Below are 23,965 nucleotides of genomic sequence, written 5' to 3'. Positions count from 1 at the left end.
GCCCGCGCCTGTCGCGGGCATCCACGCCTTGAGAAGTTAAGCAGCGTCAAAAGCGTGGATGGCCGGGACGAGCCCGGCCATGACCAACTGGGCATAGGCGCAAAGATATCATGGTAATCCATTGTCATATATATAGGTTTTATCGCCTGTGCGGTCATTCCGCCCCGAGGCTCTCACCATCCTTGCACGGCAAACTTGACAGCGGCGGCAGAACGCTCCTTAATAAGTCAACGTGATTTATAAAAAGGTCGCCAAAGCGGCCGGGGAACGACAGGGACGGGCCATGCGTGCCATGCGGGCCGGGCAGGGGACGAATTCCCTGCAGATCCGGCAGTACAACCAGCGTCTCGTCTTGCGCTGCCTGCGCCGTCTCGGCGAAGCGTCCAAGGCGGACCTTGCCCGCGCCGCGGACCTCACCAGCACGGCTGTCGGCCAGATCGTCGATGAACTCGACGCCCTCGGGCTCGTGGAGACCGTCGGCAAGCGCCACCGCGGCCAGCGCGGCCAGCCGGCGACGATTATGCGCCTCAACAGGGCGGGAGCCTACGGCATCGGCGTGCGGCTCGACCGCAGCCGCATCGAGACGGTGCTCGTCGACCTCGGCGGCCACCTCCTTGCCCAGTACACCCACGACATCGACCTGCCGTCGCCGGCCGTGGCGCTCGACATCGTCCAGCGCGACGTGGAGCAATTGCGCGCCTTCTGCACGCCGGAGATGCGCGAGCGCATCACCGGCATCGGCATCGGCCGCCCCTACAATCTCGGCAGCTGGCTGCAGCAGCTCGACCTCGTCGAGGTGCCGTCGCTGCACGAGTGGGACGAGACGGATTTCGCCGGCGAGCTCGCCCGGGCCACGGGCCTCGCCACCGTGGAGGAGAACGACGGCGCCGCGGCGGCCATCGCCGAATTGTTCCATGGGCTCGGCCACGAGGCCGACAACTTCCTCTATCTCTTCATCGGGCCCTGCATCGGCGGCGGCCTTGCCATGGGCGGCGACTACCTGCGCGGCGAGACCGGCAATGCCGCCGACGTCGCGGTGATGCCCGCCGGGCCGAGCCGGCTGCCGTCGGCGCCGCAGGGGCCGCAGACGGACATCCTCCTGACGCGGGCCTCGCTCAATGCCCTCATCCGCCATTTGCGCCACTGCGGCGCGCAGGTGACCGGCCTCGGCGACCTGCCAGGGGCGATGAATGCTCATCCCGACGCGGTCGAGGAATGGATGGACGACTGCGTCGATGCGCTGGCCGGGCCGCTGCTCGCCATGCGCGCCCTGCTCGACATCTCGCTCGTCGCCGTCGACAGCGATCTCGACCGGGTCTGGATCGACCGGCTGATCGCGCGGCTCGAGAAGGCGCTCGCTGCGGGGGTCGCCGAGGCGCGTACGCCGCCGGTCGTGCGGGCCGGGCACTTCGGCCCCTATGCCGGCGCGCTCGGGGCCGCGAGCCTGCCGCTCTTCGTCCATTTCAGCCCGCGCGCGGGCATCCTGACCGGCGAGGCGGCCGTCGGCGTCAAGGGAGGCAGCGAGCATGTCTTCGCCTGAGCCCATCCTCGAGATGCGCGCCATCTCCAAGACCTTCCCCGGCGTCAAGGCGCTCAACGACGTCCAGCTGACGATCTATCCCGGCGAGATCCACGCGCTCATGGGCGAGAACGGCGCCGGCAAGTCGACGCTGATGAAGGTGCTGTCGGGCGCCTATCAGGCGGATCCCGGCGGCGAGATCCGCATCGACGGCGAGCCTGTGGTGATCGACGGCCCGCTCGCCGCCAAGGCCTACGGCATCGCCATCATCTACCAGGAGCTGGCGCTCGCGCCGAACCTGACGGTGGCCGAGAACATCCATCTCGGCATGGAGATCGGCCGCCGCGGCATGATCGATCGCCAGGCGATGGCGGAGGGCTGCGGCGAGATCCTCAAGCGCCTCGGCGCCACCTTCGGACCGCGCACGCTGGTCGCGGACCTGTCGATCGCCGAGCGCCAGCTCGTCGAGATCGCCCGCGCGGTGCACGCCAAGTCGCGCATCCTCGTGATGGACGAGCCGACCACGGCGCTCTCCTCGCGCGAGACGGACCGGCTGTTCGCGCTCGTGCGCCAGCTGAGGGCCGAGGGGCTCGCCATCATCTACATCTCGCACCGCATGGCCGAGGTCTACGAATTGTCGGACCGGGTCTCGGTGCTGCGCGACGGCACCTATGTCGGCACCCTCGGCCGTGACGAGATCCGGCCCGAGACCATCGTGCGCATGATGGTGGGCCGCGACCTGTCGTCCTTCTACAAGAAGGACCACGTGCCGGGCGTGCGCAACGCGCCGGTGCTCGAGGTGCGTGACGTCGGCGACGGCACACGCGTCAAGGACTGCTCCTTCACGCTCCATGCGGGCGAGGTGCTCGGCCTTGCCGGCCTCGTCGGCGCAGGGCGCACGGAGCTGGCGCGTCTCGTCTATGGCGCCGACACGCGCACGAGCGGCGAGATCGTCGTCGCCGGCAAGCCGGCCGACATCCGCCGGCCGCAGGATGCCATCGACGCCGGGCTCGTCTATCTGACGGAGGATCGCAAGGCCCAGGGCCTCTTCCTCGACATGACGGTGGCGGAGAACCTCAACCTCGGCGTCATCGGCCGCGACGCCCGGGCCGGCGTCCTCAACCGCGGCAAGGGCAGGTGGCGGGCGGCGCGGGCGATCAAGTCGCTCGCCATCCGCGTCGCGAGCCCGGAGGTGACGGTCGGCTCCCTCTCGGGCGGCAACCAGCAGAAGGTGCTGCTCTCGCGCCTCCTCGAGACGGAGCCCAAGGTGCTCATCCTCGACGAGCCGACGCGTGGCGTCGACATCGGCGCCAAGTCCGAGATCTATCGCATCATCGACCAATTGGCGAAGACCGGCGTCGGCATCCTCGTCATCTCGTCGGAACTGCCCGAGATCGTCGGCATCGCCGACCGCGTCCTCGTCATGCGCGAGGGCGAGATCGCGGGCGAGGTCGGCGGGGAGACCGGCTACGCCATCACCCAGGAAAACATCATCGCGCTCGCAACCGGTGTCGACCGCTCGCTCATGGCGGCCGAATGAGCGACCAGACGAGAGGGAACGTCCCCATGTCCGCAGCCGAAGAAGCCGCGCTCGCCACACATCGGCGCATCATGCTGCAGGGACTGGTGCGCACCGTCGGCATGCTGCCGGTGCTCGTCATCCTGTGCATCCTCATTCACCTGCTCACCATCTACGTCACCGGGGACGGACGGTTCCTGACGGCGCAGAACCTGTCCATCGTCGCCCAGCAGGCGGCGATCAACACGGTGCTCGCCGCGGGCATGACCTTCGTCATCCTGACGGGCGGCATCGACCTGTCCGTCGGCTCGATCCTCGCCGCCTCGGCCATGGTCGCCGTCATCGCCTCGCAGGATTTCGGCGTCTTCGGCGTGCCGGCCGCCATGGCGACGGGCCTGTTCTTCGGCCTCCTCAACGGCGCGCTCATCGCCTTCGTGCGGTTGCCGCCGTTCATCGTCACGCTCGGCTCGCTGACGGCCGTGCGCGGCATCGCGCGCCTGCTCGGCAACGACACGACGGTGTTCAACCCGGAGCTGCCCTTCGCCTTCATCGGCAACGGCTCGCTCGTCATCATCCCGGGCATCCTCTCGATCCCGTGGCTCGCGGTCATCGCCGTCGCGGTGATCCTCGCCTCCTGGTTCATCCTGCGGCGCACGGTGCTCGGCGTTCACATCTATGCCGTCGGCGGCAATGCCGATGCGGCGCGCCTGTCCGGCATCAAGGTCTGGGCCGTGCTGCTCTTCGTCTATGCCGTCTCCGGCCTGCTCGCCGGCCTCGGCGGAGCGATGTCGGCGGCGCGGCTCTATGCCGCCAACGGCCTGCAGCTCGGCCAGTCCTACGAACTCGATGCCATCGCCGCCGTGATCCTCGGGGGCACGAGCTTCGTCGGCGGCATCGGCTCCATCTGGGGCACGCTCATCGGCGCGCTGATCATCGCCGTGCTGTCGAACGGCCTCATCCTGCTCGGCGTGTCCGACATCTGGCAGTTCATCATCAAGGGCCTCGTCATCATCGGCGCCGTGGCGCTCGACCGCTTCCGCCTGCAGGGCAGCGCCCGCACCTGACAGGCCGTCCGGCTCATGATCGGCGCCGTACTGGTCCGGCGCCGCGGACGCTCAACGACAGGACCAGGGAGGGAAACATCATGCTGAAACGCGTTCTGCTTGCCGGTGCCGCTCTTGCACTCGCGACCTCCGTCGCCAGCGCCAAGGACCTCAAGGCGGTCGGCATCACGCTCGGCTCGCTCGGCAACCCGTTCTTCGTCACGCTCGCCAAGGGCGCCGAGGCCAAGGCCAAGGAGATCAACCCGGCCGCACGCGTCACCTCGGTCTCGGCCGACTACGACCTCAACAAGCAGTTCACCCAGATCGACAATTTCATCGCCTCCGGCGTCGATCTCATCCTTCTCAACGCCGTCGATCCCAAGGCCATCGAGCCGGCGGTGAAGAAGGCGCAGGCGGCCGGCATCGTCGTGATGGCGGTGGACGTCGCGGCCTCCGGCGCGGATGCGACGGTGCAGACCAACAACGTCCAGGCCGGCGAGATCGCCTGCCAGTACATCGTCGACAAGCTCGGCGGCAAGGGCGAGGTCATCATCCAGAACGGCCCGCAGGTCTCGGCGGTCATCGACCGCGTCAACGGCTGCAAGGCCGTGTTCGAGAAGACGCCGGGCATCAAGGTGCTGTCGTTGGATCAGGACGCCAAGGGCTCGCGCGAGGGCGGCCTCAACGTCATGCAGGGGCACCTCACGCGCTTCCCGAAGATCGATGCCGTCTTCGCCATCAACGACCCGCAGGCGATCGGCACCGATCTCGCCGCCAAGCAGCTGAACCGCACCGGCATCATCATCACCTCGGTCGACGGTGCGCCGGACATCGAGGCCGCTCTCAAGGGCAACACGATGGTCGAGGCCTCCGCCAGCCAGGACCCCTACGCCATGGCGCAGCAGGCGGTCGAGGTCGGCTACGGCATCATGAACGGCAAGAAGCCGGACCAGCCGATGGTGCTGATGCCCTCGACGCTCGTCACGCGCGACAACGTGAAGGACTACAAGGGCTGGTCGGCGCCGCGCAGCTGAGCCGTCCCACCTTGGCGGGCGCCGGCGACCGGCGCCCGCACAACAAGAGGCATGCCAGGGTCATGATTCTCGTTTGCGGCGAGGCGCTCGTCGATCTCTTCATCAAGGCGCGCGGCGCGGGGGGGCTCGATGCCGAAGCCGTCGTCGGCGGCTCGCCCTTCAATGTCGCCGTCGGCCTCGCGCGCCTCGGCTGCCCCGCCGCGTTCTGCGGCGCCATCGCCCGCGATCCGCTCGGCGAGGAACTCGTCGCCACGCTGGTGCGCAACGGCGTCGATGTCGCCCACGTGCGGCGCAGCGACCGGCCGACCACCTTGTCGCTGGCGACGGCGACCCACGACGGCAGCGTGCACTATCGGTTCTATGGCGAGCAGGCGGCGGACCGCGACCTGCCGGCCGAGGCGCTGCCGGATTGCAGCGGCTTCGCCGCCATCGCCGTCGGCTCCTACAGCCTCGGCGTCGAGCCGGTGGGCTCGACCATCGAGACGCTTCTCGCGCGGGAAGGCGCGCGCCGCGTCGTCAGCATCGATCCCAATCTGAGGCCGGACCTCATCGGTGACATGGGCGCCTGGCGGGAGCGCTTCGCCCGGCTCGTCACCCATGCCACCATCGTCAAGGCGAGCGCGGAGGACATCGCCACCGCCTATGGCGAGGCGGCCGATGTCGGCGAGATGGCGGCGTCCTGGCTCGCGGCAGGAGTGAAGCTCGTCGCGGTGACCCGGGGCGAGAAGGGCGCCAGCGCCTATCTCGCCGACGGGGCCGTTCTCCACGTGCCGGCGCGGCCGATCAGGCTCGTCGATGCCGTCGGCGCCGGCGACACCTTCCATGCCGCGCTTCTTGCCTTCCTCGCCGGACGCGGCAAGCTCGACCGGCCGGCCATCGCGACGATCGACCACGAGACCGTCACCGAAGCGCTGCACTATGCGGCGAGCGCCGCCTCGATCACCTGCAGCCGACGCGGCGCCGACCTGCCGTCGCGGCAGGACGTGGAAGCGATTTTGCACGAAAGAACAATGGTATGACGAGCCGTGTTATTCCTGTTTCTCCGTTCGTGCTCGTGGTCTTCGGGGCGACGGGCGATCTCTCCCAGCGCAAGCTGCTGCCGGCGCTCTACCACCGCGACCAGGCCGGGCAACTGCCGGACGAGGCGCGGATCGTCGGCACCTCGCGCCGCAGCCTGAGCGATGAAGCGTTTCGCGCGCTGGCGAAGAAGGCGATCGAAGAACATGTCGCGGCGCGCGATATCGAGCCTCTCGCGCTCGAGAGATTCCTCGCCCGGTTGAGCTATGTCGCGGCGGATGCCGGCGGCAAGGAGGGCTGGGACGCCCTTGCCCGCGCCGCCGAGGCCGAGGAGCATTTCGTCCGCGTCTTCTATCTCGCGACGTCGCCCGATCTCTTCGGCCCGATCTGCGAACACATCGGCGCGCACGGCCTCGTCGACGGGCGCTCACGCGTCGTGGTCGAGAAGCCGCTCGGCAAGGACCTTGCCTCGGCGCAGCGGCTCAACGAGGCCATCGGCCGCGTCTTTCCCGAGGAAAGCATCTACCGCATCGATCATTATCTCGGGAAGGAGACCGTCCAGAACCTGATGGCGCTGCGCTTCGCCAATGCGCTGTTCGAGCCGTTGTGGAACGCCGCGCACATCGACCATGTGCAGATCACGGTGGCCGAGTCCCTCGGCGTCGAGGGGCGGGCGGGCTATTACGACACCGCCGGTGCCATGCGCGACATGGTGCAGAACCACATCCTGCAGCTGCTCTGCCTCGTCGCAATGGAGACGCCGACCTCGATCGCGGCCGACCCTGTCCGCGACGAGAAGCTCAAGGTTCTCAAGGCGCTGGTGCCGATCGGCCCGCACAATGCCGGTCAGCTCACGGTGCGCGGCCAGTACCGCGCCGGCGCGTCGGCCGGCGGCGCGGTGCCGGGCTACCTCGAGGAGCTCGGCGCCCATGTCAGCAACACGGAGACCTTCGTCGCCCTGAAGGCCGAGATCGCCAACTGGCGCTGGGCCGGCGTGCCGTTCTACCTGCGCACGGGCAAGAGGCTCGCCACACGGGTGTCGGAGATCGTCGTCACCTTCCGCGCCATTCCCCATTCGGTCTTCGATGCCGGCGCCGGGCCGATCACGCCGAACCGCCTCGTCATCCGGCTGCAGCCGGACGAGGGCGTGAAGCTGTGGCTGATGATCAAGGATCCCGGCCCCGGAGGCATGCGCCTGCAGCACCTGCCGCTCGACATGAGCTTCGCCGAGGCCTTCGGCGTGCGCAATCCGGACGCCTACGAGCGCCTCATCCTCGACGTGGTGCGTGGCAACCAGACGCTGTTCATGCGCCGCGACGAGGTGGAGGCGGCCTGGACCTGGATCGACCCCATCATCGAGACCTGGCAGGAGACGCGCGACGCCCCCAAGTCCTACACGGCGGGCACGTGGGGCCCCTCCGCGTCGATCGCCCTCATCGAGCGCGACGGCCGCACCTGGTACGAAGACGGCGCGCTGTAGCGCAGCGGATCAACGGAGATTGCCATGACCGTTCAGGCGCGGATCGGTGAAGTCACCGAACGCATCGCAAGGCGCAGCCGCGACGCGCGCACGCGCTATCTCGAACGCATCGCCGCCGCGGCCGAGGCCAAACCGCGGCGCGGCCATCTCGGCTGTGCCAATCTCGCGCACGGCTTTGCCGCCTGCGGGCCGCAGGACAAGGAGCGGCTCGCCGGCTCGGACGCGCCGAACCTCGGCATCGTCACCGCCTACAACGACATGCTCTCGGCGCACCAGCCGTTCGAGCGCTTTCCCGAGCTCATCCGCGCCGCCGTGCGCGAGGCGGGCGGCACTGCCCAGGTCGCCGGCGGCGTGCCGGCCATGTGCGACGGCGTCACCCAGGGCGAGGCCGGCATGGAGCTATCGCTGTTCTCGCGCGACGTCATCGCGCTGTCGACGGCGGTCGCGTTGTCACACCAGATGTTCGATGCCGCCGTCTTCCTCGGCGTCTGCGACAAGATCGTGCCCGGCCTCGTCATCGGCGCCTTGTCCTTCGGCCATCTGCCGGCCGTCTTCGTGCCGGCGGGGCCGATGACCTCGGGCCTCTCCAACGACGACAAGGCCAAGACCCGCCAGCTCTACGCCGAGGGCAAGGTGGGGCGCGACGCGCTGCTCGAATCCGAGATGAAGTCCTATCACGGGCCCGGCACCTGCACCTTCTACGGCACGGCCAATTCCAACCAGATGCTCATGGAGATCATGGGCCTGCACCTGCCGGGCGCGTCCTTCGTCAATCCGAACACCAGCCTGCGCGATGCCCTGACGCAGGCGGCGGCGAAACGCGCCATCGCCATCACGGCGCTCGGCAACGAATATACGCCGGTCGGGCGCATCATCGACGAGAAGGCCGTGGTCAACGGCGTCGTCGGCCTGCACGCGACGGGTGGCTCGACCAACCACACCCTGCATCTCGTCGCCATGGCGGCGGCGGCCGGCATCGCCCTCACCTGGGACGACTTCGCAGACCTCGCGGAGGTGACGCCGCTGCTCGCGCGCGTCTATCCGAACGGCAAGGCGGACGTGAACCATTTCCACGCCGCCGGCGGCATGGGCTTTCTCATCCGCGAGCTCCTCGGCGGCGGCCTGCTGCACCGGGACGTGACCACTGTCTGGGGCACGGGGCTCGACGGCTATCTCGTGGAGCCCGGCCTCGACGAGAACGGCGGCATCGCCTGGCGCGAGGCGGCGAGCGAGAGCGGCAACACCGACATCCTGCGCGGCGTCGGCGAGCCCTTCCAGGCGACCGGCGGGCTCCGGGTGCTGGACGGCCCGCTCGGCCGGGCCGTGATCAAGACCTCGGCCGTGGCGCCCGAGCGGCACGTGATCGAGGCGCCGGCGCGCGTCTTCCACAGCCAGGAGGAACTGCAGGCGGCCTTCAAGGCCGGCACCCTCACGGGCGATTTCGTCGCCGTGGTGCGCTATCAGGGGCCGAAGGCGAACGGCATGCCGGAGCTGCACAAGCTGACGCCGCCGCTCGCGGTGCTGCAGGACCGCGGCCAGCGTGTCGCCCTCGTCACCGACGGGCGCATGTCGGGCGCCTCGGGCAAGGTGCCGGCTGCGATCCACGTCACGCCCGAAGCCGCGGACGGCGGCGCCATCGCGAGGATCCGCGACGGCGACGTCATCCGCGTCGATGCCGTCAGCGGTCGCCTCGACGTCCTGGTCGACGCGAGGGAATTTGCGGCGCGCGCGCCGGTGGAGGCGGACCTGTCGGCCTCGCACGTCGGCGTCGGCCGGGAGCTCTTCGCCGGCTTCCGCCACCTGGTCGGCACGGCGGACAAGGGAGCGGCCATCTTCCCGGCTTGAGATGGCAGGCTGCGCACGGATAGGGTGACGGCAAACGGCTCCCCTGGAGGTGCAGCATGGCCGAGCGCAACGACCGCACGCGTGGGCAGGGCGGCTCTCGGAGGGAACAGCGGGCGTCGAAAAAGTCCGACACCGTGCCGCTGGACGTCGTCAGCCCCCAGCTGCTGCAGCGCGTGCTGCACGAACAGCCGCAGCTCGCCGAGACGGGGGCCATCGACCGGCTGGACCTCGCGCGCCATCGCGCCGGCTATGTCGAGGACCTGCTCAGGCAGGAGCGGGGAGAGCTCTCGGATCTCGACCGGCGCGTCGCCGAGAGCATGACGAGCGAGACCACGCTCGCCGCCAATGTCGAGCACGAATACAGCGGCCAGCGCACGTTCGGCGAGCGGATGGCCGACAATCTGGCACGCTTCGGCGGCAGCTGGACCTTCATCATCGTCTTCAGCATCACGCTCGCCGTCTGGATCACGTTCAATGCGCGATCGGCCGCAGGGCAGGCCTTCGATCCCTATCCCTTCATCCTGCTCAACCTGGTGCTGTCGTGCCTTGCCGCCGTGCAGGCGCCCATCATCATGATGAGCCAGAAGCGGCAGGAGGCGAAGGACCGGCTGCGGTCCCGCAACGACTATCTCATCAATCTCAAGGCCGAGCTCGAGATCCGCCATCTGCACGAGAAGATCGACCATCTCCTCACCCGGCAATGGCAGCGGCTGACGGAGCTGCAGAAACTGCAGATCGAGCTGATGGAAGAGATCAGCACCCTTCGCCGCAAATAGCCGGCCGCGAAGGATATGGTTGAGCTGGATCGTGTAATGCGCTGATAAGTCTTGCTTAATCCGTCTGGAATTCGCTCTTCAGCGCCTGATAGAGGTGCTTGAAACGAGCGAAGGCCGGCCGATAGGCCTCGACGAGAACCCGGTCCGGCTCGATCATCTCGGCAATCGGCGGCGTCCGGCACACGGCGGCCGGGTCCTCGCCCGTGGTCGCGATCCGGGCGAGCCGGGCGGCGCCGAAGGCCGGGCCCTTCGCGCCGCCGCTGTAGAGCGTGATGGGACGCTCGAGCGCGCTCGCCATCAGGCGCATCCAGAAACGGCTGCGCGAGCCGCCACCGATCGCGGCGACGGAGGCTGCATGCGTCCCGGCATAGGCAAGGCATTCCTGCGCCTCGGCGAAGGAGAAGGCGACGCCTTCGAGCACCGCCTGGACCATTTCTTCGCGCGTCGCGTCCGGCGCGAGGCCGAAGAACACGCCGCGGGCATGCGGGTCATTGTGCGGCGTGCGCTCGCCCGTGAGATAGGGCAGGAACAGGGGGCGGGCCGGCCGGCCCGAAAAGGCGGCTTCGGTGCGGGCAAGGAGAGCGCCAATATCGTCGGCCCCGAGGATCTTCGTCGCCCAGCCGAGCGCGCTCGCGCCGTTGAGCAGCGCCGCCATCTGGAACCAGCGGCCGGGCAGGGCGTGGCAGAAGGCATGCACATAGGCCTCCGGGTAAGGCCGGAAGCTGTTGGTGGTGACGAAATACTGCCCCGAGGTGCCGAGCGAGAGGAAGGCATCGCCGTCATTGACGGCGCCGATGCCGATGCCTCCCGCTGCGGCATCGCCCGCGCCGCCGGCGACCGGCAGGCCGCGCGGCAGGCCGAGCGCCTGTGCCGTCTCGGCTCGCAGGCTGCCGGCCGCGGCCGTGCCTTCGATGAGGCGCGGCATGTGCGCCCGCGTGAGGCCGGTCGCGGCGAGGATGTCGTCCGACCAATCGCGGCGCGCTTCGTCGAGCCACAGCGTGCCGGCCGCGTCAGACATGTCGGTGACCGCCTCGCCCGTGAGCCGAAGCCGAATATAGTCCTTGGGCAGAAGGACCCTGGCCACCCTGCGGAAGGTCTCGGGTTCGTTCGTTGCCAGCCACAGGAGCTTCGGCGCCGTGAAGCCGGGCATGGCCGGCACGCCGGCGATATGGCCGAGCGCGGGCAGGCGGCGGGCCAGCGCGGCGCATTCCGCATGGGCGCGACCGTCGTTCCAGAGGATGGCCGGGCGCAGCACATCGCCGGCCGCATCGAGCAGCACCGCCCCATGCATCTGGCCGGACAGGCCGAGGCCGCGCACGGCGGCGAAGGCCCGGGGTGCGGCGCGCCGCAGCCGGCCCACGGCCGTTTCCGTCGCCTGCCACCAGTCCTGCGGGTCCTGCTCGGCCCAGAGCGGGTGCGGACGCGCGATGGCGAGCGCCTCCTCCGCCTCGGCGAGCAGCGCTTCGTTCTCGCCGACCAGAACGGCCTTCACGGCCGATGTGCCGATGTCGATGCCGAGGTACATGCGTTCACCGGGCGCGGAACCGCCCGTCCTCGTCGCTGCAGCGTCCTACCGGCCGGAGAACAGCGGGTGCTCCACCTTGTCCCCGGGCCTTGCGCCGATATGCGCCGCCGTGCCGGCATTGAGCTCCAGCACCGACAGCACGGGCTCACCGGACGGCACGATGCGGGTCGACAGCGGCTCGGTGCGCTGAGCGATGCGCGCAATGGTGCCGTCGGCCCGGATGAACAGCATGTCGAGCGAGATATAGGTGTTCTTCATCCACATCGAGACCGGTGCCGTCTCGCCGAAATCGAAGAGCATGCCACGATCGGCCGGGAGGAACCGGCGGTTCATGAGGCCGACGGCCCGCTCCTCCGGCGTGCGCACGACCTCGACGGCGAAGGCGTGGCTGCCGCTCGCCGTGTGGATCGTCAGGTTCTCAAGGGATTGTGCCACCGCGGCCGTGGCCGAGGCGAGCAAGACGACAGCGGCCAGGCCGAGCCGAAGGCGCCGCCATGAGCTCACCGCGGCACCGGCCTCAATGGGTGGCGGGAGCATGGCCCCCGTCCGCCGGGCGCACCTCTGCCGCCATGAGACCCTTCGGCCCGTTGCCGAAGCGCACGAGCAGCTGCTGGCCGGGCTTCACGTCGGTGATGCCGAAGCGCCGCAGGGTCTCCATATGGATGAAGATGTCCGGGGTGCCTTCCCCGCGCGTGACGAAGCCGAAGCCGCGCAGGCGGTTGAACCACTTCACGGTGACGGTTTCGAGCGCGCTCGTCGGCACGACGGTCACGTGCGTGCGCGGCGGCGGCAATTCGCTCGGATGGAGGGCCGTCGATTCATCCATGGAGATGATGCGCACGGCCTGCAGGCCGCGTGCGCGGCGCGCCACCTCGCAGACCACGCGCGCGCCTTCGCTCGCGGTCTCATAGCCGTCGCGCTTCAGGCAGGTGACGTGCACGAGCACGTCCGGCAGCCCGTTGTCGGGCACGATGAAGCCGAAGCCCTTGGCGACGTCGAACCACTTGATGTGACCGGCGAGCTCGACAACCGGCTCGGCGACCGATTCCAGATCAGCATTGCCCGTCAGGCGCGCTTCATCCGGCGCGCCGACCTTGGGGTCGAAACCATTTGAAGAAAAATCGTCGGACATGAAAACCACCAGCCGAATCGTAGAGAACGATTCCCCAGACAAGGATAACACTCACAGACGCAGCGCAAAGTCAGAATTCATGAATAATTAATGCTCCGCCCGGCGTCGCCGGACAGTTCGGCGAGTCGCATGCAGATTGCGCCGATCTCGCCGTTGAGCACAAGATCGGCGATCTCATCGAGCGGTGTTGCCTCACGGTTGATGATGACGAGACGCGCCCCGTGCCGCTTCGCCATCACCGGCAGTCCTGCCGCGGGATGGACCAGCAGCGAGGAGCCGATGGCGATGAAGAGATCGCTCGCGCCCGCCAGCGCCAGAGCCCGTTGCAGCGCCGCCTGCGGCAGGGTTTGGCCGAAGGAGATGGTGGCGGATTTGACGATGCCGCCGCAATGCGGGCAGGCGGGTGGACGCCCGCTCGATTCGAAGGCCGGGCGGATCTCCGCCAGCTCCTGCCGCTGCGCACAGTCGAGGCAGGCCGCGTAGGTGCCGTTGCCGTGCAGCTCGATCACCCGCTCCTCCGGCACGCCCGCCGCCTGCTGCAGGCCATCGATGTTCTGGGTGATGATGGCCGGCGCCTTGCCGGTCGCGACGAGACCCGCAAGGAAATGATGCCCACGTCCGGGGGCCGCACCGGCGTAGAGGTCGTCCATGGCGAACTTGCGCCGCCATGCCTCCCGCCGGGCCTCCGCACTCGCCACGAAGGCGTCGAAGGCAATGGGCTGGTTCGTGAGCCAGGGACTGCCCGGCGAGCGGAAATCGGGCACGCCGCTCTCCGTCGAGATCCCCGCGCCGGTGAAGGGCGCGACGACCTCGGCCGAGGCCAGCCATTCGGCCAGCACCCCGAGATCCTCGTCGAGAGCTGCAGGACCAGATGCAATCATCACCCACGGCCGCATTTACCCACGTGGGGTGCATTGAAGCAGCCGGCGAGGGCAGCCGCAACCGGATCAGGCGGCGCGCAACGCGTCGACCCGCCTGCGCGCCTTGGCGGCCTCCTCGCGGATCGCAGCCCAGTCGCCGGCCGAGACCGCCGCTGGCGGCGTCAGCCATGTCCCGCCGACGCACATCACCATCTTCTGGGAGAGGTAATCGCCGAGATTGGCCGTGTTGACGCCGCCCGTCGGGCAGAAGACGACCTTGGGGAAGGGGCCGGCGAGCGCCTTGATCATGGCGATGCCGCCGGCCTGCTCGGCCGGGAAGAACTTCAGGGCCGTGCGGCCGCGCTCGCCCGCGCGCATCACTTCCGAGGCCGTGGCGACGCCGGGCAGCCAGGGCAGGCCTGCCGCCTTGGCGGCATCGTCCAGCGTCTCGCTGAACCCGGGGCTGACGACGGCCTTGGCGCCGGCATCGCGCACCTGGGCGAACTGGGCCGGCTGCACGACCGTTCCGGCAATGACGAACATCTGCGGGCATTCCCGGGCCACCGCCTCGATGGCGGCGAGGCCGGCCTCGGTGCGCAGCGTGAGCTCGATCACGTCGATGCCGCCGTCGAGAAGGGCGCGGGCCAGCGACACGGCGGCCGCCGCGTCCGGCACCGAGACGACCGGGATGACGCCGCAGGCCTTCATTCGCTCGATATGGATGTCGCTCATTTCTGGCTCCATGGCTCACCGGTCTTTCCCTTGCTTTTGACGCGAAGCGCAGACTGCCGCAAGCCCGTTTCAAACGATTTAGCAGAATGGTCCGTACCGGCGTTCATCGGGTGGCACGTTCTCGCAGAGGGCAAAAGGGGCTATGAGCGAGGAAGCCCGCGCGGGAGATGCGGAAGGAGCCGGAGGTGAATGCATGACGTCCGCCAGACACGGATCGTCCCTGTCCGCGACCATGCAGGACGAGGCCTCCCTGCGCGACGCCGGCGTCCATGGCCGCGGCCGGCTTCTCGGCATCGACCTGGCGCGGGGCGTCGCGCTCCTCGCCATGGCGGTCTATCACGGCGCATGGGACGCGAGCCATCTCGGTCTCACGAGCGTCGACGTCGTCAACGATCCAGGCTGGCGGCTCTTTGCCCGGGCCATCGCCGCCTCGTTCCTCCTGCTCGTCGGCTTCAGCCTCGTGCTCGCCCATGGAAGCGGGATTCGCTGGCAGGCCTTCCTGCGGCGGCTCGCGGTGATCGTCGCGGCGGCGGCGGCGATCACCATCGTGACCTTCTTCGCCTTTCCGCAGAGCTACATCTTCTTCGGCATCCTGCATTGCATCGCCCTGTCGAGCCTGCTTGCCCTGCCGTTCCTGCGGCTGCCGCCGGCCGCCGCTGCGATCGCCGGCATCGCCGTCGTGGCGGCTCCGTGGCTCGTCGCATCGCCGCTGTTCGACCTGCCGGCGCTCGCCTTCGTCGGCCTCGGCACGCAGGTACCGATGTCGAACGACTATGTGCCGCTCTTCCCGTGGTTCGGGCCGGTGCTGCTCGGTGTCGCGGCCGGCAGGATAGCGGTCGACCGAAACCTGACGGCATGGCTGCGGACCAGCCGGACGCCGGGCATGGTCGAGCGTCTCATCGCCTGGACCGGCCGGCACAGCCTGGCCTTCTATCTCGTCCACCAGCCCGTGCTGTTCGGCCTCATGTTCCTTGCCGCCCAGGCGCTCGGCATCACGCGCCAGCCTTCCGTGGCGGTCGGCTTCGTGCCGCAGTGCCGTGCGAGCTGCGAGCAGGCCGGCGTCGCGGCGGCTGAGTGCACGCGCTATTGCGCCTGTGCCGACGCGGCGATCCGGCAGGAGGAGATCGACCTCGCGGACACGTCGGCAGACACCCGGGGGCGTGTCACCGCCATCGTCAACCGCTGCCGGGCCGCGGCGAGGGAATAGCCAAAAGGAAAGCGGCGGGCCGGGGCCCGCCGCTTCCTGAAACCGACAATTCCTCGCGGCTCAGCCGCCGGTGAGGCTGGCCTTGGCGCGGGCCCACCAGCCCGTGCGCTTCGGGCGGTTGGCATCCTCCTCCGCCGGCTCGGGCTCGGCCGGCTTCTGCGGTGCCGGAGCGGGGATTGCCTCGGGGGCCGGGGCGGGCTGCTGCGGCTGTGCAGCAACGACTTCCTCCTCCGGCTCCTCGGCGGGGGGCGCAGCTTCGATCTCGGCGGCAGCTTCCGGCGCGCCTTCGGCTTCGGTGGCGGGCGAGGCTACAGCCTCGTCAGCCGCCCGCTTGCCGCGCGTGGAGCGACGCGTGCGGCGGCGCTTGGCCGGCGCAGCCTCCTCCGCTTCGGCGGCGGGCGTCTCGGCCGGCTCCTCGGTGGCGGCTTCGGCCACGACCTCGGCCGCGGCGTCCGGCTCGCCGGCCGGGACATCCGCGTCGTCATCCTCATCCGACTGGTACTCGGCCGCGATCCCGGCGTCGGCCGGCGCAGCCTCGCGACCTTCGCCACCCCGTCCGCCGCGACGGCGACGCCGACGGCGGCGACGCTTGCCGTTGCCGTCCTCGCTGCCTTCCTGTCCGGCGCGGGCCTGCTGCGGGGCCTCCTCGGTCACGTCCTCCTCTTCATCGGCGACGTCCGGCTCTTCCTCGATGACCGGCGCGCTCTCGATGCGGATGCCCGTGGCCGGCGCGCGCGTTTCGCTGCGCAGGACGGCCTCGCCGCGCTCGATGGTGAAGTTCGTGGTGCCGGAGAGCGTATCGTCCCCGAAGATCGAGATGCCGACGTCGAAGCGCGTCTCGAGCTCGCGCAGGTGCACGCGCTTCTGGTTGAGGATGTAGAGCGCGACCTCGGTCCGCGTCTTCACGACGACGTTGTGCGCGGCGCTCTTGAGCAGCGCCTCCTCGATGGAGCGCAGGATGTGCAGCGCGACCGAAGCCGTGGCGCGGACAAAGCCCGAGCCGCCGCAGTGGTGGCAGACCACCGTGGAGCTTTCCAGGACGCCGGTGCGGATGCGCTGGCGCGACATCTCCAGCAGGCCGAAGGCCGAGATGCGGCCGACCTGGATGCGCGCCCGGTCGTTCTTCAGGCACTCCTTCAGCTTCTTCTCGACGGCGCGGTTGTTGCGCTTCTCCTCCATGTCGATGAAGTCGATGACGATGAGGCCGGCGAGGTCACGCAGGCGCAGCTGGCGCGAGATCTCCTCGGCCGCCTCGAGATTCGTCTTGAGCGCCGTGTCCTCGATGTTGTGCTCGCGCGTCGAGCGGCCCGAGTTCACGTCGATGGAGACGAGCGCCTCCGTCGGGTTGATGACGATGTAGCCGCCGGACCTCAGCGTCACCTGGTTGGAGAACATCGCGTCGAGCTGCGCCTCGACGCCGAATCGGGCGAAGAGCGGCTGCGGGTCCCTATAGGGCTTCACGACCTTGGCATGGCTCGGCATGAGCATGCGCATGAAGTCCTTGGCCTCGCGGTAGCCGTCATCGCCGGAGACCTGAACCTCGTCGATGTCCTTGTTGTAGAGGTCGCGGATGGCGCGCTTGATGAGCGAGCCTTCCTCGTAGACGAGCGCCGGAGCGGACGACTTCAGCGTCAGCTCGCGCACGCTCTCCCACATGCGCAGGAGATATTCGAAATCGCGCTTGATCTCGGCCTTGGTGCGGGAGGCACCGGCCGTGCGCAGGATGACGCCCATGCCCTCGGGCACGTCGAGCTCCTGGGCGATGGTCTTGAGGCGCTTGCGGTCGGTGACGTTGGTGATCTTGCGCGAGATGCCGCCGCCGCGTGCCGTGTTGGGCATCAGCACCGAATAGCGGCCGGCGAGCGACAGATAGGTCGTCAGCGCGGCGCCCTTGTTGCCGCGCTCTTCCTTGACCACCTGGACGAGCAGCACCTGGCGGCGCTTGATCACCTCCTGGATCTTGTACTGGCGGCGCAGGGGACGATGACGGCGGTCCGGCACCTCCTCGCCGACGTCGGCGCCGCCGAGGTGCTCGATCACCTCTTCCTCGCCGTTCGCCTCGGCCGCTTCGCCCTCCGGCGCGGCGGCATTCTCATCCGCCTCGGGCTCGGCGCTCACGGTCGCGTCGTCACCCTTGCGCGAGCGCTTGGACTGGCGGCGGCGGGCGGCGCGCTCCTCGTCCTTCTCGGCCTCGCGCTCGGCCTGGGCCTCCTCGGCCAGCAGCGCCTGACGGTCGGCGACGGGGATCTGGTAGTAGTCGGGATGGATCTCGCTGAAGGCGAGGAACCCGTGGCGATTGCCGCCGTATTCGACGAAGGCGGCCTGCAGGGACGGTTCGACCCGCGTGACCTTGGCGAGATAGATATTGCCGCGCAGCTGCTTGCGATTGGCGGATTCGAAGTCGAACTCTTCGACGCGGTTACCGCGGACGACCACCACCCGGGTTTCTTCCGGGTGGGAGGCGTCGATGAGCATCTTGTTTGCCATGTTGAACTCTCATACGGGCGACCTCCGGCGCATGCCGCTGGGCAATTCCGTGCGAAACAACGTCTGCTCCGCCAGCCGGAAGGCGGCAGGCGGCGTCCGTCGACAGGTCGCTGGCGCACCGCTGGATACGGGCGCATGGGGTGACGGGAATGCGGTGGTGTGGAAGAGCTGGAGCAAGCCGTACGAATATCCCCCGACCATCGCGCCGCGTCCTGCGGTCGGCGATGGAGCAAGCCGGGCGATCGCTGTCGGGCTGCCCATAGTCCTCCGATCCTTAGCCTCGAAACGCCGGTGCCGCGGGATGGACCGGGACCGACGTGAAAGCGTTGCGGACGATCCCGCAACGAAATGACAACCGCCGCTTCGGCACGCCGCTTCAAGGCCGCGCCCGCCTGCCCATGGGGAGGGGGACTGCCGCGGCACAGCCGCCCGATTTGAAAAAGGCGACCAACGGCGACGCCGAAAACAGAGTCGCCTTTTCATTACAGACGCATGCGGCCATTTGGCAAGAGTCATGAGCGATTGTTGCAGGAAGGCCACGCATGGAATGCCAGCGTGGCCGCGCTGGTGAAGAAGTATTAACCAAGGCCTTCCTATCTCTTAATGGATGGTTCCTTGAAGAAACGGCGGTGGGACAGGGGCCGCTCCCAATGGCGCGCATCGGCATCGAGGCAGGCGGGAAGGGCGGGGCGGTGAAACGCCGCGCCGCGAGGCTGTTCGCGGCCTGCCTTGCCGCCGTCGGCCTGCTGCTCGCGCACCCTGCCTCGGCCCAGGATTCCGCGGCGCCTTCAGGAGCGGCTGTCGCCGTGGCCGCCGACATCAAGGTCGAAGGTGCGGTCACCCGTCTCAGCCTGACCCTGTCCCGCCCCGTGGAGGCCAAGGCCTTCCTGCTGGAGCGGCCCGACCGGGTCATCATCGACCTGCCCGAGGTCAACTTCCAGCTGCCGGCCAATGCCGGGCGCAAGGGCGCGGGGCTCGTCGCTTCCTATCGCTTCGGCCTCTTCGCCCCGGGCCGCTCGCGCATCGTCATCGACCTCGCGCAGCCGGCCCTCGTCGAGCGCATCGACAGCCGGGCGTTGGGGGAGGGCACCCTGCTCGTCATCGAGCTTTCCCGCACCGACCGGGCGAATTATCGCAAGACGGCGCTCAAGCCGATGGTGGAGCCCGAGCCGCTACCGGCCGCCGCCGCACCGCAGCCGGTTCCGCCCGCGGGCGACAAGCCGCTCATCGTCATCGATCCCGGCCACGGCGGCGTCGATCCCGGGGCGATCGGCGTCAACGGGGTCGCCGAAAAGGACGTGGTCTTCGCCTTCGCCGAGCGCTTCAAGCTGCGGCTGGAGGAGACGGGGCGCTACCGGGTCATGATGACCCGCACCAGCGACACCTTCGTCTCGCTCGGCGGGCGCTGGCGCATGGCCCAGAAGGCGGGGGCGTCGCTGTTCGTCTCCATCCATGCCGACACGCTGTCCGACAGCAGCCGCGTGCGCGGGGCGACCGTCTACACCGGCTCGGCCTTCGCCAGCGACGCCGAGGCCGAGCGCCTCGCCGCCAAGGAGAACCTCGCCGACCAGATCGCCGGTGTCGACGTGGTCGAGGATCCGAACGAGATCGCCGGCATCCTGGCCGAGCTGACGAAGCGCGAGACGCGGGTCTTCTCGCTCGATTTCGCCAACAAGGTGGTGAACGGCCTGCGCGACGTCGTCGCGCTCAACAAGAACCCGCTGCGCTCGGCCGGATTCATCGTCCTCAAGGCGCCCGACATTCCCTCCGTGCTCATCGAGCTCGGCTACCTGTCGAGCGCCAAGGACGCCGACCTCCTCGTGTCCGACGCCTGGCGCGACAAATCGAGCGCCGCCCTCGTCGAGGCCGTGGACCGCTTCTTCGCGACACGCCTCGCCGCCCAGCCCGACGCCGCAGTTTCTCCATAGATGCGCGGGATAAGAACCGAATCGTTCGGCTTTCCGTGCTCTTTCAGGCTGCCGTTTCTGGTCACGCGGGGCCGGCTCGTGTTAGGGAGGGAGCGCCGGCGCATCGGGGGATGACCACCGGCGCCGCTGTGGCGGCGGGGAGAAGCAACGGGCGACGGGCCTTCAACGGATGCGTTTGATAGTTCGCTTTCTTGGATTTCTGTTCACGGCCGGGGCGATTCTCTTCGTCATCGGGGCGTCCGTGGTCGGCTTTTTCGTCTGGAAATATTCCCAGGACCTGCCGGACCACAAGCAGCTCGCCAATTACGAGCCGCCGGTGATGACGCGCGTCCATGCCAGCGACGGCAGCCTGGTCGCCGAATATTCGCGCGAGAAGCGGCTTTTCCTCCCCATCCAGGCCGTCCCGAACCTCGTCATTGAGGCCTTTCTGTCGGCCGAGGACAAGAATTTCTACCGGCACAACGGCGTCGATCCCGAAGGCATCGCGCGGGCCGTGGTCTCCAACCTGCGGTCGTCCGGCCGACGGCAGCAGGGCGCCTCGACGATCACGCAGCAGGTCGCCAAGAACTTCCTGCTCACCAACGAGCAGACCTACGAGCGCAAGATCAAGGAAGCGCTGATCGCCCTGCGAATCGAGGCGGTCTATTCGAAGGACAAGATCCTCGAGCTCTATCTCAACGAGATCTACCTCGGCCTCGGCAACTACGGCATAGCGGCCGCCGCGCTGAACTATTTCGGCAAGTCGGTGCACGAGCTGACGCTGCCGGAGATCGCCTATCTTGCGGCGCTGCCGAAGGCGCCGAACAACTATCACCCCTTCCGCCAGCGCGAGGCGGCCATCGAGCGGCGGAACTGGGTGCTCGACCGCATGCTCGACAACGGCTACATCACGCGCGAAGAGGCCGATGCCGCCAAGCGCCAGCCGCTCGAGGTCAATCCCCGCACGCTCTCGCCCAATACCTATTCCGCCGGCTTCTTCGCCGAGGAGATCCGGCGCGAGATCGTCGAGCGCTACGGCGAGAAGGCGCTCTACGACGGCGGCCTGTCGGTGCGCTCGACCTTCGACCCGAAGATGCAGGCGATGGCGCGCAAGACCCTCGTCGACGGCCTCGTGCGCTACGACGAGGCGCGGGGGCTGCGCGACCCGGTCGAGACGATCGATCTCGCCAGCGGCGAGTGGGGGGCGGCGCTTGCCGACATTCCGGCGCTCGGCGACGTGCAGCCGTGGCGGCTCGCCGTCGTGCTCGAGGTGAGCGACCGCGAGGCCACCATCGGCCTGCAGCCGGCGCGCGAGATCTCGGGCAAGCTGTCGAGCGAGCGCGAGACCGGCAAGATCCTGCCGGACGGCATCAAGTGGACGCGCAAGGCCCGTCTGACCCAGGCGCTCAAGCCCGGCCACGTGGTCTATGTCGAGCCCGTCGCCGACAAGCCGGGGCAGTACCGGCTGCGCCAGATCCCCGAGGTGTCCGGCGCCATGGTGGTGATGGACCCCAACACCGGGCGCGTCTTCGCCATGGTCGGCGGCTTCTCCTTCGACCAGAGCGAGTTCAACCGCGCGACGCAGGCGCTGCGCCAGCCGGGTTCCTCGTTCAAGCCGTTCGTCTATGCGACGGCGATCGACAACGGCTATACGCCGTCCTCGATCATCGTCGACGGGCCGATCGAGATCATGTCCGGCACCGAGGTGTGGCGGCCCAAGAACTACGACGGCAAGTCCACCGGCCCGCACACGCTGCGCTACGGCATCGAGCGCTCCAAGAACCTGATGACCGTGCGCCTGGCGCGTGACGTCGGCATGCCGCTGATCGGCGACTATTCGAAGCGCTTCGGCATCTACGACGATCTTGCGCCCTACCTGCCGATGTCGCTCGGCGCCGGCGAGACGACGGTGCTGCGCATGACGACCGCCTATTCGATGTTCGTCAACGGCGGCAAGCGCATCAAGCCGACGCTCATCGACCGCATCCAGGACCGGTGGGGCCACACCATCTACAAGCACGACGAGCGCATCTGCCAGGGATGCGACGCCGACGAGTGGCGCAACCAGCCGGAGCCGCAGCTCGTCGACAACCGCGAGCAGGTCATCGATCCGATGACGGCGTACCAGATGGTCTCGATCCTCGAAGGCGTCGTGCAGCGCGGCACCGCGACCGTGGTCAAGAGCGTCGGCAAGCCGCTCGCCGGCAAGACCGGCACGACGAACGAGGCCAAGGACGTCTGGTTCGTCGGTTTCTCGCCCGATCTGGCGGTGGGCATCTATCTCGGCTACGACCGTCCGCGCTCGCTCGGCAATTCGGCGACGGCCGGCCAGTATGCCGCGCCCATCTTCCGCGACTTCATGACGCTCGCGCTCGACGGCAAGCCGGCGACGCCGTTCCGCGTGCCCCCGGGCATCAAGCTCATCCGCGTCGATCTCGCGTCCGGCCAGCGCGCCGGGGCGGGCGGGCGCACGATTCTCGAGGCGTTCAAGCCCGGGACGGCGCCTCCGGACGGCTATCTCGTCGGCTACAGCGACGCTGCGCCCGAAAGCTACGGTGCCGCCCCGCCCGGTGACGTCGGCAGCGGCTCCGGCGGCCTCTATTGACGGCCTCCATCGCCCCTTGCCGCCTCGCCACGGTTTACATCCGGGGCCGGGCTGGCTAAGAGCGCTGATGCGTCCGGCGTGAACGGCATGGCCGGGCGCAATCTTCCACCGATTGCAGGATGAAGGCGAGCATGCGCGCCGAAATCGAGACGTTGGTTGATGCCGTCAAGCAGTCTGTCGGACTGCTGAGGAGGCATCTTTGACTGGGATCAGGCCAAACGCCGGCTCGCCGAGCTGAACAACCTCGCCGAGGATCCCTCGCTGTGGAACGACGCGGAAGCTGCGCAGAAGATCATGCGCGAGCGCACCGCCCTCGAGGAGAGCATCACGGCCATCGAGCAGATCGAGCGTGATCTCGCCGATGCCGTCGAGCTCATCGCACTCGGCGATGCCGAAGGCGATGCCTCGGTCGTCGAGGAGGCGGAGGAGACCATCCGGTCCCTGCAGGCGGAGGCCGCGAGGCGCCAGATCGAGGCCCTGCTGTCCGGCGAGGCGGACCAGAACGACACCTATATCGAAATCCACTCCGGCGCCGGCGGCACCGAGAGCCAGGACTGGGCGCAGATGCTCATGCGGATGTACATCCGCTGGGGCGAGCGGCGCCGGTTCAAGGTCGAGGTCATGGAAGTGACCGACGGCGAGGAGGCCGGCATCAAGTCGGCCACGCTCCTCGTCAAGGGCCACAACGCCTATGGCTGGGCGAAGACCGAATCGGGCGTGCACCGCCTGGTCCGCATCTCGCCGTTCGATTCGAATGCGCGGCGGCATACGAGCTTCGCCTCCGTATGGGTCTATCCCGTGGTCGACGACCGCATCGACATCGCCGTCAACGAGTCCGACTGCCGGATCGACACCTTCCGCGCCTCGGGCGCCGGCGGCCAGCACGTCAACACGACGGATTCGGCCGTCCGCATCACCCATATCCCGACCGGCATCGTCGTCGCCTGCCAGGCGGAGCGATCCCAGCACAAGAACCGGGCCACGGCCTGGGCGATGCTGCGGGCGCGCCTCTACGAGCGCGAGTTGCAGATGCGCGAGGAGAAGGCGATGGCCGAGGCGGCGTCGAAGACCGACATCGGCTGGGGCCATCAGATCCGCTCCTACGTGCTGCAGCCCTACCAGCTCGTGAAGGACCTGCGCACGGGCGTCCAGTCGACGAGCCCTCAGGACGTGCTCGACGGCAGGCTCGATCCCTTCATCGAGGCGTCGCTCGCCCAGCGCGTCTATGGCGGCGAGGTCGAGGTCGAGGATATCGACTGAGCGGGCGAGGGTGCCGG

Annotated in this window: 18 protein-coding genes; 12 read left to right on the top strand and 6 right to left on the bottom strand. The window is 68.7% G+C overall.

The features are described from left to right. Positions 1-283: 283 nt before the first annotated feature. The 8 genes from GGR16_RS06775 (at position 284) to GGR16_RS06740 (ending at position 10,233) form a co-directional block, all read left to right on the top strand. Positions 284-1,540 carry an ROK family protein gene (locus GGR16_RS06775; protein WP_019404096.1) on the top strand — a complete coding sequence of 419 codons (1,257 nt, stop codon included), beginning with the start codon at positions 284-286 and terminating at the stop codon, positions 1,538-1,540. Continuing rightward, positions 1,527-3,059, top strand: coding sequence for a sugar ABC transporter ATP-binding protein (locus GGR16_RS06770; RefSeq protein ID WP_019404095.1), 1,533 nt, complete (start codon positions 1,527-1,529; stop codon positions 3,057-3,059). Before GGR16_RS06775 ends, GGR16_RS06770 begins: the two co-directional genes overlap by 14 nt. A 71-nt stretch (positions 3,060-3,130) precedes the next feature. Further along, positions 3,131-4,102 carry an ABC transporter permease subunit gene (locus GGR16_RS06765; RefSeq protein ID WP_425486570.1) on the top strand — a complete coding sequence of 324 codons (972 nt, stop codon included), beginning with the start codon at positions 3,131-3,133 and terminating at the stop codon, positions 4,100-4,102. An 80-nt stretch (positions 4,103-4,182) separates the two neighbouring features. Next, positions 4,183-5,115, top strand: a complete 933-nt coding sequence (locus GGR16_RS06760) for an ABC transporter substrate-binding protein (RefSeq protein ID WP_183316069.1) — start codon at positions 4,183-4,185, stop codon at positions 5,113-5,115. A gap of 62 nt (positions 5,116-5,177) precedes the next feature. Then, entirely contained in the window at positions 5,178-6,134 is a 957-nt protein-coding gene (locus GGR16_RS06755; protein ID WP_183316068.1) for a carbohydrate kinase family protein, read from the top strand. Beyond that, positions 6,131-7,612 (top strand): glucose-6-phosphate dehydrogenase, encoded by a 1,482-nt coding sequence (gene zwf / locus GGR16_RS06750; protein ID WP_183316067.1) that lies wholly within the window; start codon positions 6,131-6,133, stop codon positions 7,610-7,612. Before GGR16_RS06755 ends, zwf begins: the two co-directional genes overlap by 4 nt. A gap of 24 nt (positions 7,613-7,636) precedes the next feature. Then, positions 7,637-9,457 carry a phosphogluconate dehydratase gene (gene edd, locus GGR16_RS06745; RefSeq protein ID WP_019404090.1) on the top strand — a complete coding sequence of 607 codons (1,821 nt, stop codon included), beginning with the start codon at positions 7,637-7,639 and terminating at the stop codon, positions 9,455-9,457. Between the two features lie 56 nt (positions 9,458-9,513). Further along, positions 9,514-10,233 (top strand): DUF1003 domain-containing protein, encoded by a 720-nt coding sequence (locus GGR16_RS06740; protein ID WP_183316066.1) that lies wholly within the window; start codon positions 9,514-9,516, stop codon positions 10,231-10,233. A gap of 55 nt (positions 10,234-10,288) precedes the next feature. Here the strand turns inward: GGR16_RS06740 and xylB are convergent, their stop codons facing one another. The 5 genes from xylB to eda form a co-directional block, all read right to left on the bottom strand. After that, on the bottom strand, positions 10,289-11,758 hold the full coding sequence (gene xylB / locus GGR16_RS06735; protein WP_183316065.1) for a xylulokinase: 1,470 nt from the start codon (positions 11,756-11,758) through the stop codon (positions 10,289-10,291). Between the two features lie 45 nt (positions 11,759-11,803). Continuing rightward, positions 11,804-12,295, bottom strand: a complete 492-nt coding sequence (locus tag GGR16_RS06730) for a DUF192 domain-containing protein (protein ID WP_183316064.1) — start codon at positions 12,293-12,295, stop codon at positions 11,804-11,806. Continuing rightward, positions 12,276-12,890, bottom strand: a complete 615-nt coding sequence (locus GGR16_RS06725) for a cold-shock protein (protein ID WP_019404086.1) — start codon at positions 12,888-12,890, stop codon at positions 12,276-12,278. The genes GGR16_RS06730 and GGR16_RS06725 overlap by 20 nt, the downstream gene beginning before the upstream one ends. Before the next feature lie 77 nt (positions 12,891-12,967). Then, the gene (locus tag GGR16_RS06720; RefSeq protein WP_210289417.1) at positions 12,968-13,771 is read right to left on the bottom strand and encodes an SIR2 family NAD-dependent protein deacylase; all 804 of its coding nucleotides are present in this window, start codon (positions 13,769-13,771) and stop codon (positions 12,968-12,970) included. Positions 13,772-13,837: 66 nt separating this feature from the next. Continuing rightward, positions 13,838-14,482 carry a bifunctional 4-hydroxy-2-oxoglutarate aldolase/2-dehydro-3-deoxy-phosphogluconate aldolase gene (eda, locus tag GGR16_RS06715; RefSeq protein ID WP_183316063.1) on the bottom strand — a complete coding sequence of 215 codons (645 nt, stop codon included), beginning with the start codon at positions 14,480-14,482 and terminating at the stop codon, positions 13,838-13,840. Between the two features lie 193 nt (positions 14,483-14,675). On the opposite strand from eda, the gene GGR16_RS06710 reads away from it, so the two are divergent. Next, on the top strand, positions 14,676-15,689 hold the full coding sequence (locus GGR16_RS06710) for a heparan-alpha-glucosaminide N-acetyltransferase (RefSeq protein WP_183316062.1): 1,014 nt from the start codon (positions 14,676-14,678) through the stop codon (positions 15,687-15,689). 60 nt (positions 15,690-15,749) lie between these two features. Here the strand turns inward: GGR16_RS06710 and GGR16_RS06705 are convergent, their stop codons facing one another. Then, entirely contained in the window at positions 15,750-18,176 is a 2,427-nt protein-coding gene (locus GGR16_RS06705) for an Rne/Rng family ribonuclease (protein WP_183316061.1), read from the bottom strand. 650 nt (positions 18,177-18,826) lie between these two features. Here GGR16_RS06705 and GGR16_RS06700 point away from each other — a divergent pair. The 3 genes from GGR16_RS06700 (at position 18,827) to prfB (ending at position 23,948) form a co-directional block, all read left to right on the top strand. Next, positions 18,827-20,104 (top strand): N-acetylmuramoyl-L-alanine amidase, encoded by a 1,278-nt coding sequence (locus GGR16_RS06700; protein ID WP_183316060.1) that lies wholly within the window; start codon positions 18,827-18,829, stop codon positions 20,102-20,104. Positions 20,105-20,273: 169 nt separating this feature from the next. Continuing rightward, the gene (locus tag GGR16_RS06695) at positions 20,274-22,688 is read left to right on the top strand and encodes a penicillin-binding protein 1A (RefSeq protein WP_026015462.1); all 2,415 of its coding nucleotides are present in this window, start codon (positions 20,274-20,276) and stop codon (positions 22,686-22,688) included. A gap of 131 nt (positions 22,689-22,819) precedes the next feature. After that, positions 22,820-23,948, top strand: a protein-coding gene (gene prfB / locus GGR16_RS06690) for a peptide chain release factor 2 (RefSeq protein ID WP_096335495.1) whose coding sequence is annotated in 2 segments (ribosomal slippage) — positions 22,820-22,888 and positions 22,890-23,948 — 1,128 coding nt in all. Because the reading frame shifts where the segments join, the coding sequence is not laid out codon by codon here. Positions 23,949-23,965: the final 17 nt, after the last annotated feature.

This window comes from Chelatococcus caeni (assembly GCF_014196925.1).
Taxonomy (GTDB): domain Bacteria; phylum Pseudomonadota; class Alphaproteobacteria; order Rhizobiales; family Beijerinckiaceae; genus Chelatococcus_A; species Chelatococcus_A caeni.
Note: the sequence above shows the minus strand (reverse complement) of the source record. Positions and strands in the feature narration are given on the sequence as shown.

Excerpts from the sequence above, each read along its gene's own strand:
- GGR16_RS06775 (WP_019404096.1), top strand. The coding sequence starts at position 284 with ATGCGTGCCATGCGGGCCGGGCAGGGGACGAATTCCCTGCAGATCCGG.
- GGR16_RS06770 (WP_019404095.1), top strand. The coding sequence starts at position 1,527 with ATGTCTTCGCCTGAGCCCATCCTCGAGATGCGCGCCATCTCCAAGACC.
- GGR16_RS06765 (WP_425486570.1), top strand. The coding sequence starts at position 3,131 with ATGCTGCAGGGACTGGTGCGCACCGTCGGCATGCTGCCGGTGCTCGTC.
- GGR16_RS06760 (WP_183316069.1), top strand. The coding sequence starts at position 4,183 with ATGCTGAAACGCGTTCTGCTTGCCGGTGCCGCTCTTGCACTCGCGACC.
- GGR16_RS06755 (WP_183316068.1), top strand. The coding sequence starts at position 5,178 with ATGATTCTCGTTTGCGGCGAGGCGCTCGTCGATCTCTTCATCAAGGCG.
- zwf (WP_183316067.1), top strand. The coding sequence starts at position 6,131 with ATGACGAGCCGTGTTATTCCTGTTTCTCCGTTCGTGCTCGTGGTCTTC.
- edd (WP_019404090.1), top strand. The coding sequence starts at position 7,637 with ATGACCGTTCAGGCGCGGATCGGTGAAGTCACCGAACGCATCGCAAGG.
- GGR16_RS06740 (WP_183316066.1), top strand. The coding sequence starts at position 9,514 with ATGGCCGAGCGCAACGACCGCACGCGTGGGCAGGGCGGCTCTCGGAGG.
- xylB (WP_183316065.1), bottom strand. The coding sequence starts at position 11,758 with ATGTACCTCGGCATCGACATCGGCACATCGGCCGTGAAGGCCGTTCTG.
- GGR16_RS06730 (WP_183316064.1), bottom strand. The coding sequence starts at position 12,295 with ATGCTCCCGCCACCCATTGAGGCCGGTGCCGCGGTGAGCTCATGGCGG.
- GGR16_RS06725 (WP_019404086.1), bottom strand. The coding sequence starts at position 12,890 with ATGTCCGACGATTTTTCTTCAAATGGTTTCGACCCCAAGGTCGGCGCG.
- GGR16_RS06720 (WP_210289417.1), bottom strand. The coding sequence starts at position 13,771 with ATGATTGCATCTGGTCCTGCAGCTCTCGACGAGGATCTCGGGGTGCTG.
- eda (WP_183316063.1), bottom strand. The coding sequence starts at position 14,482 with ATGAGCGACATCCATATCGAGCGAATGAAGGCCTGCGGCGTCATCCCG.
- GGR16_RS06710 (WP_183316062.1), top strand. The coding sequence starts at position 14,676 with ATGACGTCCGCCAGACACGGATCGTCCCTGTCCGCGACCATGCAGGAC.
- GGR16_RS06705 (WP_183316061.1), bottom strand. The coding sequence starts at position 18,176 with ATGGCAAACAAGATGCTCATCGACGCCTCCCACCCGGAAGAAACCCGG.
- GGR16_RS06700 (WP_183316060.1), top strand. The coding sequence starts at position 18,827 with ATGGCGCGCATCGGCATCGAGGCAGGCGGGAAGGGCGGGGCGGTGAAA.
- GGR16_RS06695 (WP_026015462.1), top strand. The coding sequence starts at position 20,274 with ATGCGTTTGATAGTTCGCTTTCTTGGATTTCTGTTCACGGCCGGGGCG.